Annotated in this window: 9 protein-coding genes; 1 reads left to right on the forward strand and 8 read right to left on the reverse strand. The window is 37.8% G+C overall.

The genetic code is table 11. The features are described from left to right. Window positions 1-7: 7 nt before the first annotated feature. The 4 genes from D1B32_RS09750 to D1B32_RS09765 all read right to left on the reverse strand — a co-directional run bounded on the left by D1B32_RS09750 (window position 8) and on the right by D1B32_RS09765 (window position 4,279). Window positions 8-1,468, reverse strand: coding sequence for a DUF4153 domain-containing protein (locus tag D1B32_RS09750; protein WP_118889226.1), 1,461 nt, complete (start codon window positions 1,466-1,468; stop codon window positions 8-10). Between the two features lie 109 nt (window positions 1,469-1,577). Beyond that, window positions 1,578-2,210, reverse strand: coding sequence for an HAAS signaling domain-containing protein (locus tag D1B32_RS09755; RefSeq protein WP_095312115.1), 633 nt, complete (start codon window positions 2,208-2,210; stop codon window positions 1,578-1,580). After that, complete coding sequence (locus D1B32_RS09760; RefSeq protein ID WP_095312113.1) at window positions 2,207-2,539, reverse strand: PadR family transcriptional regulator; 333 nt, start codon at window positions 2,537-2,539, stop codon at window positions 2,207-2,209. The genes D1B32_RS09755 and D1B32_RS09760 overlap by 4 nt, the downstream gene beginning before the upstream one ends. Before the next feature lie 651 nt (window positions 2,540-3,190). Then, window positions 3,191-4,279: a nitric oxide synthase oxygenase gene (locus D1B32_RS09765; protein WP_118889227.1), complete on the reverse strand. Its 1,089-nt coding sequence runs from the start codon at window positions 4,277-4,279 to the stop codon at window positions 3,191-3,193. 395 nt (window positions 4,280-4,674) lie between these two features. Here D1B32_RS09765 and D1B32_RS09770 point away from each other — a divergent pair, with 395 nt between their 5' ends. Beyond that, complete coding sequence (locus D1B32_RS09770) at window positions 4,675-6,249, forward strand: Vga family ABC-F type ribosomal protection protein (protein WP_118889278.1); 1,575 nt, start codon at window positions 4,675-4,677, stop codon at window positions 6,247-6,249. A gap of 42 nt (window positions 6,250-6,291) precedes the next feature. Here D1B32_RS09770 and D1B32_RS23725 read toward each other — a convergent pair whose 3' ends face one another. The 4 genes from D1B32_RS23725 to D1B32_RS09785 form a co-directional block, all read right to left on the reverse strand. Continuing rightward, window positions 6,292-6,468 (reverse strand): hypothetical protein, encoded by a 177-nt coding sequence (locus D1B32_RS23725; protein ID WP_158586239.1) that lies wholly within the window; start codon window positions 6,466-6,468, stop codon window positions 6,292-6,294. 172 nt (window positions 6,469-6,640) lie between these two features. Continuing rightward, a complete protein-coding gene (ltaS, locus tag D1B32_RS09775) occupies window positions 6,641-8,596 on the reverse strand; it encodes a lipoteichoic acid synthase (RefSeq protein ID WP_118889228.1) in 1,956 nt (651 codons plus the stop codon). A gap of 186 nt (window positions 8,597-8,782) precedes the next feature. Next, the gene (locus D1B32_RS09780) at window positions 8,783-9,973 is read right to left on the reverse strand and encodes an amidohydrolase (RefSeq protein ID WP_118889229.1); all 1,191 of its coding nucleotides are present in this window, start codon (window positions 9,971-9,973) and stop codon (window positions 8,783-8,785) included. A gap of 31 nt (window positions 9,974-10,004) precedes the next feature. After that, window positions 10,005-11,432, reverse strand: a complete 1,428-nt coding sequence (locus D1B32_RS09785) for an MFS transporter (protein WP_118889230.1) — start codon at window positions 11,430-11,432, stop codon at window positions 10,005-10,007. Window positions 11,433-11,642: the final 210 nt, after the last annotated feature.

Raw genomic sequence — 11,642 nt, forward strand, 5'->3', positions numbered from 1 at the left:
GACCTCCCTATACTTCTAAATCCAAACGTTGGATTTTTTCAATTACTTCTTGCTTCTTAAAATTAAATGTTTGCCAGGAATCCGGCTGTTTCATTTCTAGTTTTCGTTGCTCTATTCTCAGCAAACGTTGCAGTTCTGGATAATCAGGCTCTATTTTATACAGTTCGATTAGCCCCTCTATTCCGGTATATGATAAGGTGCTCAGATAATAAATATCAATTTTTTCCGTTTGTTCATAGCGCTCTAAATTATTTGTAACAATAAGTTGTTCGATATGGATAACATTTAACACGACATAAAATAATAAACTCGTGATGAGATAGAAATGTAATATCGCTAACCGCTCGACCCATACCCGAATAAAGGTATATGCAAAAATTACCATAAGAAAGATCATAAATGCATGCGCTAAAATTCGGTCCACAGTAAACCCATAAGCAGCTTCATACATACTTAAACGTCCAAATGCAGAAACCAACATTACACCACTCACTATAATAAGCAAGGTATTGAGTATCTTTAATGTGAGCTTCATAGCTTTATTCGGAGTATTTACGCGCTTCAAAACGAAAATCAGCAATGTCCAATTAATTAGCGTTACGAGCAGCAATTCAAAGAATCCTTTTCTCGCATACTCTGCATAAGTAAGTTCGGCCTGTAATCCTCCACCGAAAAAATACGCAAACTGTATAGCTACAAATATGGCGTAGACCAGATTTAGCATCGCTAAGATCGTTACAACAATAACACTATCCCAATATATATGCTTTTTTTCTGGATTCATAACATTATTCGTCTCTATTTCAGTTCTTCTAGGCAGTACCTGAAAAATACCGAAGAATAAAAGAGAAAGAACAATAACAACGATCAGACGGAGCAGCTCTTCCGTAAAATTAAATCGTATAATAAACGATGGCAATTTTAGAATCATATCCTGAAATACTTTATCCGCTGACATTAACAACCCAATAATAACTAACAATAATGGAATACCTGTTATCAAACCAATTACAATACGTTTTATTGTTTTACCTGTTCCTTCGTCCATTGGTTTAACTGTTCCTATACAAAATCTCGTGCTATATTGAATTGCTTCTTTTAATTTCATTATTAATAGGATTAAGAACGCAGGTTTACTCCAGACAATCTTGTTCTGACTCGTGATCATGATCAGATGAAAGAAAACGAGAGCAGGTATCACAACTAAATTCAAGGGATAAAATAAGGTACTATTGTAAAAAAGATAACTCCCTGCCAGCAGCCAAACAGCAGCCATAAGCAGTAAACCAATTCTGCGACGCTGAAACGGTATGCTAATCCTTAAGAAAAACACAGCATAAAACACTGCGATGAAAACGAGGTATGACAAGCCAATTTCTTCATGGAAAAAACTAAGTTCTGCAAGTATTCCAAGTCCTACACATACAAGCAAAAATGGCCAATCTCTTTTCGTCACTTGAACATCCATCTATATCCCTCCAATACATTGTAAGTCTATATACATAGAAATACTATGTATATAGACAAAAAAATAATAACGAATCAGGACTGAATGCATTACTCGGCTTCAGCCCATTTCATATTGAAGCTTTCTTTCCCCACCGATACCCCAGCCAGCTTATTGGGTACAATACGGCCGTACAAAGAATGCAAACAATAATAAACGGCGTACTCAATAACGGTTGAAACCACTGAAGTGGAATAAGCTTAAATACAATTAAATACATTAAGATCAAATTAGGTATGATAGAAAACAAAAATGTCTTCTTCAACAATTTATGACCACGGGACCCAAACTCTCTGCCAATTTCATAGCCGAGCAACGCCCAAAAGAAACCATAAATAAGTATAATAATAGATGCAGCATTTGTTAGGCCTGCCCATAAGCTTTCCAGCCAGTACCAATCAAATGCGTTATAGCCAATTGTAAGCAGCACCCCAAAAGTGAAAATGGCAATATTGCAAAACACAAATAATTGCTGCGTTTTCTTAGGCGTTACGGCTGATTCCTGCTTCCATAGTGCTGCAATCTCCTTTGGCGAACCGAGTCTATGTACCAATTCATCATATACTTTTGCTTCATCGGTCGCTTGCTCCTGTAGCAGGTCAAATACGTGCAGGCGATATTCTGCTATAATCTCTTCCTTATCAGGATGACGCCCAATCTCTTGCTCTAATTCATTTAAAAAATGTTGTTCCCCTTCGGTCATGACTCGTTTCTCCCAATCAGGTTGTTCATCACTTGAACATATCGATGCCATTCCGACGTTCTTTCTGCAAGGATTTCTTTCCCTTGCTCTGTAATACGATAATATTTACGAGCTGGTCCCTTTTCTTGGTTTTGCCAATAACATTCAATGTACGCTTGTTTTTCCATCTTATGAAGTGCTGGGTAGAGCGTACCTTCCTTCATTTGCAAATGGTTTTCACTACGTCGATCCATTTCCTTTACGAGCTCGTAGCCATACATATCACGTTCATTTAAAAGCTGTAACACCAGCAAGGATGTACTGCCTTTTACAAGTTCGCGATTAAACATTTTCTCACCTACCTAGAAATATTAGGTATCTTTACTATATAAAAATTTATCCTCTTTGTAAAGAGCTTCATTCAGCTTTTTCACAAAAAATAATTTCATAACTTTGTGTTACGCATGGTATGTTATGAAACACAACAGGTCTTCCCCAACGTAAACTACAAAAATAATTTTTAAAAAGGAGGTTTAGTTCATATTCATACGGGAATACAAATAGTACAAGGCGAACTGCATTGGAAGGATTGTTGCAGACAACTTGCGAAAATGTAACCACTTCATTTTCCAACTTGTTTACAAATGAATTCCAATGAGGAAATGCACAGCCTTGGCGGAAAATTTACTTTACTGGCGAATGCTAGACTCGTCAGGAGCTTTAAGATTTAAGTTCCATTTCACGGTTAGTTTTTCAAAACAGTAAGTGGTTTTTTGTGAAAGTGCAACTGGTAATCTGACTGAATTCTGGAGAAGCAGATTGAAAGGCTCTTTCAACGATCTCTAAAGCAACAAATACGGTCAGTGAGACCATCCTGTAATGACGAGTTGTAAAATATCGTCAGAAAGAACAGTTTGGAGAAGATGAATTTAATTTTCCGCGTGCACCCCTTTTAGGGGAAAAGAAAGGCATGTTCCGTTTGGAACTGCCTTTCTTTTTGATTATACATAATAATTCTTTTGATAGAAATAATTTGGCTTTTGCACATGGTTATCATAAGGCTTGTGAAAAATATGAGTCACCGCTGGAGACAATGGTGGAATCAACCATGTCCAATTCCCAGTAACCTTACGCCCTGTTTTCTGTTCTCGATTTTCAAAAACCTTAAATTGCTTTGCAGCTGTATGATGATCGACAATGGATACCCCATATTTTTTAAAGGAATCTAATACAGCGGCATTTAGCTCTACAAGTGCACGATCCTTCCATAAAGTGCTTTCATGTTTTGTTTCTAATCCCATCTGTTTCGCTACTAAAGGAAGCAAATTATATCGCCCTTCATCAGCTAAGTTTCTCGCTCCTATTTCCGTACCCATATACCAGCCATTAAAAGGAGCTGTTACATAGTCAATCCCCCCGATTTCGAGGCGCATATCCGAAATAATTGGTACTGTATACCACTTCACCGCTAAATCCCCAAACAGTGAAAAGTCAGGATGCTCAATTGGTATCTCCATTACGTACTCCTTTGGTATTTCCATAAACTCCGGATCATGACCACCGATTTGAACAACAAGTGGAAGCAAATCAAATGAAGTTCCTTCACCAACCCAGCCAAGCTTCAAGCATTCCTTCGTAAAAGCTACAGAAGCTGGATCTCCTACTATCCCATTTTCCGTTTCATATCCAGCATAGCGAAGTAATTGGTGGTTCCAAATCTTCACCTGTCTATCTCCATGGATTTCGGCCTGGAAGATCGTTATCATCGGTTTGATTTTCCCATGATTGGTTGCATTCCTTATGTGATTAAGCAAATAAGTAAATACTTCCTCACTACGTGTAGCGTATCTTGCATCAATCACCTCCAGCCTTTCCCAAAACAGTCTGCCAATACAACGATTTGAGTTACGCCATGCAAGCTTTGCACCGTAAGATAGTTCTTCAGATGTATGCTCATAGTGCCCTTTATCATCCAGCTCTTCGTGAATTTGACTCAGTCTCTCAGCAATTTCTTTTGATGTTTTGCCAAGCTCTCTATATAAATTTTCAATGAATGTATCTGCCTCTTGCTTTCGGATTACTTTTTCCATTATAGGCTCCTCCTGTCCTCAATATGTTTATTTTATCAAATATAACAGTTGTTTTTTGTGACGGAGTTTCTACAAATAGCCAAAAACAAGGGGTTGCATCAAAGCATTCCATTCGTTTATAATAAAATCAACTACAAGACGGAAGGGTGAACAAAGGGGACATGAAGTACTAATCCTATTTTTTCGAAACATTCAGGTGAACAGTATGTCAACATTAGCGGATTTTTCTGCTATTTTTGTCATGCAATCATGGAATTTTTCAGAATAGGATTGTAGATTTTTGTGTTCCAGCCAAAGGGAGTAGTCTCTCTTTTTTCTGTACACCCCTGCCTCCTATTCTGAAAAGAATTGGAGGCTTTTTTTTGGTCTCCCAAATAAGAACGGAGATGATAGATATGGTTATTATGGAAATAAGCGGACTCAAGTATGAAGTCAAGGATCGTTTACTTTTTGCTGCGGATCATTTAGCTATCCAGAATAAAGATCGAATTGGACTTGTTGGCAGAAATGGCAGTGGTAAGACAAGTCTGCTCGAAATACTTGCAGGAAAGCGGCAGCCAGAAGAAGGTACGATTAACCTCCGAGCAACATGTGAATTGCTCCCCCAATTAAAAAACACGGATACAACAAAAAGTGGTGGTGAAGTTACACAGGAATATATTAACCAATCTTTAGCAACACAAGCTGGCCTTTTATTTGCGGATGAACCCACAACCAACTTGGATACGGAGCATATCGAAAGCTTAGAAAAGCAATTACAAAGATGGCAAGGAGCTATTGTTATTGTGTCCCATGATCGAAGTTTTTTAGACGCTCTATGTACGAAGATTTGGGAAATCGACGAAAAAAAAATCAATGTGTATAAAGGGAACTATTCGGATTATATTGCTCAAAAGGAACTTGCAATCAGACAACAAGAAAGCGCATATGAACAATACCAACGAAAGAAAAGACAATTGGAACATGCACGCGAGTTGAAGGAGCAAAAAGCACAACGCGCAACGAAAAAACCGAATCAAGTCAGCGCTTCTGAAGCAAAAATTACTGGAGCGAAGCCATACTTCGCTAAAAAACAAAAGAAGCTTCAAAAAACAGCAAAATCAATAGAAACGCGATTAGAAAAGCTTCAAAAAGTAGAAAAGGTAAAAGAAATACCTGCCATTAAAATGAATTTACCGAATCAGGAAGCTTTTACAGGACAGATTATTATCCGAGCAGAGGAGCTAACTGGAAAAGTAACCAATCGCATCCTTTGGAACCCAGCAAGTTTCTATATTCGTGGTGGACAAAAAATAGCGGTTATTGGCAAAAACGGTGCTGGTAAAACAACGCTGTTAAAGAAAATAATGAACGAAGCGGATGGCATCACGGTATCACCCGCTGCCAAGATTGGTTATTTCAGCCAGAATCTTGACGTCCTTGATACAACAGACTCCATACTGGAAAACGTTCGCTCAACAGCTGTCCAAGATGAAACCTTTATTCGCACTGTGCTTGCAAGGTTACATTTTTATCGGGAAGATGTATATAAAAATGTAGGAGTATTGAGCGGTGGAGAACGTGTTAAAGTAGCTTTTGCAAAACTATTTGTCAGCAATATAAATACACTCGTCTTAGATGAACCAACGAATTACCTTGATATTGAAGCAGTCGAAGCATTAGAAGATCTTCTAACTGATTACGAAGGCACAATACTTCTTGTGTCTCATGATCGACGTTTTGTCGAGAATATCACTGATCACATTTTAACAATCGAAAAACAAAAAATTACGTTTTTTGACGGAAGCCTTGAGGCGTATAAAAATTACGTTCCAAAGCAGGCCGCTGATTCAACAGAGCAAGAATTACTTGTAATTGAAACAAAATTAACGGAAGTACTGAGCAAGCTCAGTCTAGAACCGTCAGAAGCATTGGAACTAGAATTTCAAGCACTTTTAAAAAGGAAACGAGAGCTGGAAAAAGCAGAATAAATTGTTAAGAGCATGCTTGTCCCGCAAACCCGCATGCTCTTATCAGCTCAATCTACTTTCTACCCATTTCCCTACAAATACGATGCCTGCTGATACACCTAAAGCTGTAGAAAAAGCAGTTGTTAGGTGTAAAGATGATTTGAAGATTACATTAACGATGATATTTAATAGAAACAATACCGAGAACCAAACTAAGAACCTCCGAATCATTTGTTTCAAATGAAGTTCACCTTCTTTTTCATATTTTCAATCCATTGATTTAGATTTTACCGCATTATGTAATATCTCTAATCTTGAACATGGCAAAATTGCGAGGAATAGGTTTTGTTTACTTCATGAAGATTCACTTTACACAAAAACAGCACTGACATCTCCGTCAGTGCTGTTCCTCTTATTCTTCTTCACTGGCTTCTTCGCTATCTTCCAAATCATAATTATAGTCATAATCAGCAGGATCAATTGGTTCCCACTCATCATTTGGCGTGTAATAACGAAGTAGGTCTCCGTTCAATACCCGGTCTGAAAGTTCCAGCTCATGAAGAACTGTTTCACTTAATTCCTTCATCTCTTCTGTTGGTTCTTCAATAATTTCTTTCGTTTCATTGTCGTAATAAACGCCATTTACCAAGCTGTATTCTTCCGTCATATATCCACCATTTCTGAATGGCACATAGTCTTTATGGTTCTCAGAAAACATGTCTGTACCGAAAAGAATATAATCGCGTGCATCAATTCCTAAAATATGCAGAAGCGTTGGCATAACATCAATTTGACCTGAATACGTATGATTCGTACCTTGTCCCTCAACACCAGGAACTTTGATCATAAATGGCACACGCTGAAGCTCCGCATTTTTCAATGGTGTAATTTCTTCATCAAGAATTTCGGACATTGCACGGTTATGATTATCTGAGATACCATAGTGGTCTCCATAGATCATAATTATTGAATCCTCGTAAAGTCCAGATTCCTTCAAATCATTAAAGAATTGTTCCAATGATTCATCAAGATAACGTGCTGTTTGGAAGTAACGGTCCACCGAACCATCACCCGTTTCAGCAGGGGCAATCGTCGCTTCATCTTCATCAATCAAATATGGATGATGGTGCGTTAATGTCATCATATGGGCATAAAATGGCTGTTCCATTTCTTCTAATAATGGCATGGACTCTTCAAAGAATGGTTTATCCTTTAATCCATAATTAATAACCTGATCTGGGCTCATATCATAAAAGATATCATAATAGAAATCTGTTACCCCAAGATGCTTATACACTTCATCACGGTTCCAGAACGATTTACCATCTCCGTGGAATACTCCACTTGTATAGTCTTGTTCCTGATCAAGAATTGCAGGTAATGCTTGATACGTATTTTTTCCTCGTGTTACAAAAGCAGATCCCTGTGGCAAGCCATAGAGTGAAGTATCCATGATCAGCTCAGCATCAGCTGTTTTCCCCTGCTCTGTTTGGTGGAAAAAGTTATCAAAATACGTGAATCCTTGACTTTGATCGTTCACTAAGGAATTTAAGAACGGTGTAACCTCTTCCCCGTGTAACTCAAAATCTATCAAAAAGGATTGGAATGATTCTAGATGAATTTTAATAATGTTCTTTCCTTCACCTTTTCCAAAGTAAGCTTCATTTGGTTCTGCATATTTACTCTTCGTATAGTTTTCAACTTCTGTAATATCACTACTATCTGCAAGCACGCGTTGTGTCGATGACTCAAAGCTTTGGATTGCATCATAAATCATAAAATTATATGCACCCAAGTATTTTACTAAATAATTACGGTCAAATGTACGCTCTAATAACTGTGGGCGATCTGCCTCAGCTAAGCCTAGATTGATAACAAAGGCCATTACACCAGCGGCCAGCACAATGAATGGTTTCCGAATCTTTAGTCGTTCCATTGACCAGTTCGTACGATTCTTCCAATACAATACGATTAATAACACTAAATCAAATGCATAGAGAAGGTCACGCCACTCTACTAAACTTGCAATACTTCCACCTAAACTACCAAAGTTACTTGTCTGCATCATGGTCGCTATCGTGATAAAATCACTATTAAAACGATAGAATACAACATTAGCATACAGGATAAAGCTTAGAATAAACGATAGAATAATAATCCATCGGCCAGCTTTTCTACCAGAAGCAAAGAGTGCTAATCCTAAGAATATTAATCCTGTACTTAACGGATTTAAGAATAGTAAAAACTCTTGCATAGGCCCACTTACACCAAGACTAAATTCAATTTTATATATCAAATACGTTTTTATCCAAAATAGGAATACAGCGATAGCGAAGAATCCCATCTTTGTAGATATTAACTTCTTCACAATATTCACCTCAAAATTTAATTAGATTGTTCGATACAAGCGTATATTATACACCCACATATATATTCTGTCAAAAATCCTCTGCGATAAGATGTAATAAAATCTCAATCAGAAAAAACAAAACCGCATGAAATCAAAATTTTCATTTGATTTTCATGCGGTATTTTCAATTTTAATAGAATCTCATCATTCATTTTTTTCAAAGTAACTGCAAACAACATGTCCAACCGCTTTAGCAGCTACAAGGATGGCGTCCTCGTCAATATCGAATTTCGGATGGTGATTAAAGTAAGGCTTTTCTACTCCTTTTGGTGTACATCCGATAAAGAAGTAACTGCCAGGTATTTTTTCCAAATAGTAAGCGAAGTCCTCAGACGGCGCTAAAGGTGGATATTGTTTTACCTCTTTAATATCCTTATCATTAGCGTTTTTCAGACTTTCAGCTACCAATTCTGTATACTCTGGATTATTGTACAATGGTGGATAATCGGATTTATATTCCAGGATACATTCTACTCCGAATTCTGCTTCAATCCCTTTAACAATTCGCTTAAATTCTTCCTCAATAATCTTCTGACTTTCAGCGCTCATATAGCGAATATCACCTTCAAGCTCTACACTGTCTTTGATGACATTAAATGTCCCTTTCCCATCAAACGATCCAATCGTTACAACACCTGGATCCATCGGATTTAAACGACGACTAATAATGGTTTGCACAACCGTTACAAAATGAGCACCTGCGACGATAGAGTCATTTGCAGTGTGTGGGGATGAACCGTGTCCACCAGTTCCTTGAATTTTCAATTTAAAGTAAGATCTGCCATTAAATGCATAGCCACTGCGATAACCAACCACTCCAGCAGGATCCATCGGAAGTACATGGATACCAAAAATAGCATCTAAATCATCTAGCTTACCGGAATCAAGGATGCTTTTTGCACCACCTGGCGGAACCTCTTCTGCATGCTGATGGATAATTTTTATTGTACCATTTAACTCTTCTTTAAGTTGAATCAAGCAATCAGCAAGAACAAGCAAATATGCTGTATGAGCGTCATGACCACATGCGTGCATGACCCCTTCATTTTTTGATTTAAATGGGACATCTGCCTCTTCCGTAATTGGAAGGGCATCAAAGTCCGCTCTTAATCCGATTGTTTTTCCCGGTTTTCCTCCTACAATCGTTACAATGATTCCATAACCATTACCAACATTTGTCTCTACTTTTACATCTTTACCATTGTAAAAGTCGGCAATATATTGAGCAGTTTTTTCTTCTTTAAAAGAAAGCTCTGGATTTTCATGCAAATAACGACGAATTTCAATCATTTCATCTTTGCGTGCTTCTAACATCTCCATCAATTTACTTCTCATTCCAACTGCCTCCTCTATTTTGACTCAATCCTTAATGCTTTGCCCCAACAGGACGTACATTGGATGCGTTGATAGGGTCATCTTCATTTTCCCCTGATTCCCTAGGAACTAACACGATAATTGAAATCAAGGATAATATCGCAAAGATTACATTAACGATAATTCCTGAGGATGCCGCTACCTCTACACTGCTTATTGCTGTGATTGCGCTGTATACTGTCGCTGAAATCGCAACTCCAAACGCATTTCCAAGTGAACTTGCCATTTTATACACTCCGGAAGCTTCTCCAACTTTATTTGCTGGAGCAAAGGTTACAGCCGTATCTGTTGAAGGTGTTGCATACATTCCTAAACCTAATCCAAACAGTATAAATCCAACGAACACAACAATTGTATACATTAGGTCTGGCAAGAAGGTAAGTCCCATTACACCTACACCGATTAACGTTAATACCGTTCCCCATACCATTGGTTTTCTTGCACCAGTTTTTTGCATAATCTTTTCACCTACGCGAATCATCCCGAGCACCGCTACAAGATAACCAATTGAAAGCATTCCTGATTGAAAGGCCGAGAAGCCTCTCCCCACCTGTACATAGGTGTTCGCAACAACTAATGTACCAGCTACTGCATTTAATAAGAAATTAGAAATAGTTGCACCTGTATAGGCTTTGCTTTTAAACATTTTAAAATCGATAAGTGCATTATCTCGTTTTGCTTCATACTTAATAAAGCCAATTACTCCAACAATCGTTATTACTGCAAGTCCTATTGTTAATGGGCTAGTCCAGCCAAAGCTTGCGCCTTGTGTAATAAAGACATTTAAAGCAAGCATTGTAACAATAAAGATTCCTAGACCACCGAAATCAAATTTAAATGTCCCTGTTGTTTCCGCTTTGCTTTCAGGTGTGTCTTTAATTAACCACATTGCTAAAAGTGCAAAAACAATAGAAAAGACGAAGATCCATTTCCATCCCATTGATGTGGCGATTGCACCACCGAAGAAGGAACAAAATCCTGAACCACCCCAAGAACCAATTGACCAATAGCTAAGTGCTCGCTGACGATCTTCACCATCAAAGTATTCCTTCACTAACGCTATCGTCGCAGGCATAATTGCCGCTGCCGATAAACCTTGTAAAATACGGCCTATAATTAAAAGTATAGATCCATTTGCTAAAACAAGTAATAAAGATCCAACTATACTTAGAATCAAACCAACATACGTAATTTTTTTACGACCAATCCGATCTGCTAAACCTCCAGCCACTACAATAAACATTCCGGAAAATAAAGCAGTCAAGCTAATTGCTACGTTAATCGTACTTAATGAAACGCCTAAATCGGATTGAATTGCTGGTACAATATTAACCATTGATTGAGCAAATAACCAAAATGTAATAACTCCAAATACAATTCCTGTAATCATCTTATTGGTGCCTTTGTAAGCTGTATCCATTGTACAACCTCTCCTTTTAAAATTAATAAAGTGAAACCCATTCTGCGAGGTATCCTTCCCTCTCATTGAATGTTAGTCCAACAGAATCATGTATTTACGGTCTCACCCCAAAGCTTCACGTTTTGAGAACCTCTCGATTTTTGGGCATGGGCATTATAAAGCCCAATAATGTAGTAAATCTTATTCTTACCTATCTCTAACAAGTCATAA

The sequence above is a fragment of the Oceanobacillus profundus genome, from assembly GCF_003515705.1.
GTDB lineage: Bacteria > Bacillota > Bacilli > Bacillales > Amphibacillaceae > Oceanobacillus > Oceanobacillus profundus.

What these genes read in the sequence shown, in the direction of transcription:
- D1B32_RS09750 (WP_118889226.1), bottom strand. Translation starts at nt 1,468, where the DNA reads ATGGATGTTCAAGTGACGAAAAGAGATTGGCCATTTTTGCTTGTATGT.
- D1B32_RS09755 (WP_095312115.1), bottom strand. Translation starts at nt 2,210, where the DNA reads ATGACCGAAGGGGAACAACATTTTTTAAATGAATTAGAGCAAGAGATT.
- D1B32_RS09760 (WP_095312113.1), bottom strand. Translation starts at nt 2,539, where the DNA reads ATGTTTAATCGCGAACTTGTAAAAGGCAGTACATCCTTGCTGGTGTTA.
- D1B32_RS09765 (WP_118889227.1), bottom strand. Translation starts at nt 4,279, where the DNA reads ATGGAAAAAGTAATCCGAAAGCAAGAGGCAGATACATTCATTGAAAAT.
- D1B32_RS09770 (WP_118889278.1), top strand. Translation starts at nt 4,675, where the DNA reads ATGGTTATTATGGAAATAAGCGGACTCAAGTATGAAGTCAAGGATCGT.
- D1B32_RS09780 (WP_118889229.1), bottom strand. Translation starts at nt 9,973, where the DNA reads ATGAGAAGTAAATTGATGGAGATGTTAGAAGCACGCAAAGATGAAATG.
- D1B32_RS09785 (WP_118889230.1), bottom strand. Translation starts at nt 11,432, where the DNA reads ATGGATACAGCTTACAAAGGCACCAATAAGATGATTACAGGAATTGTA.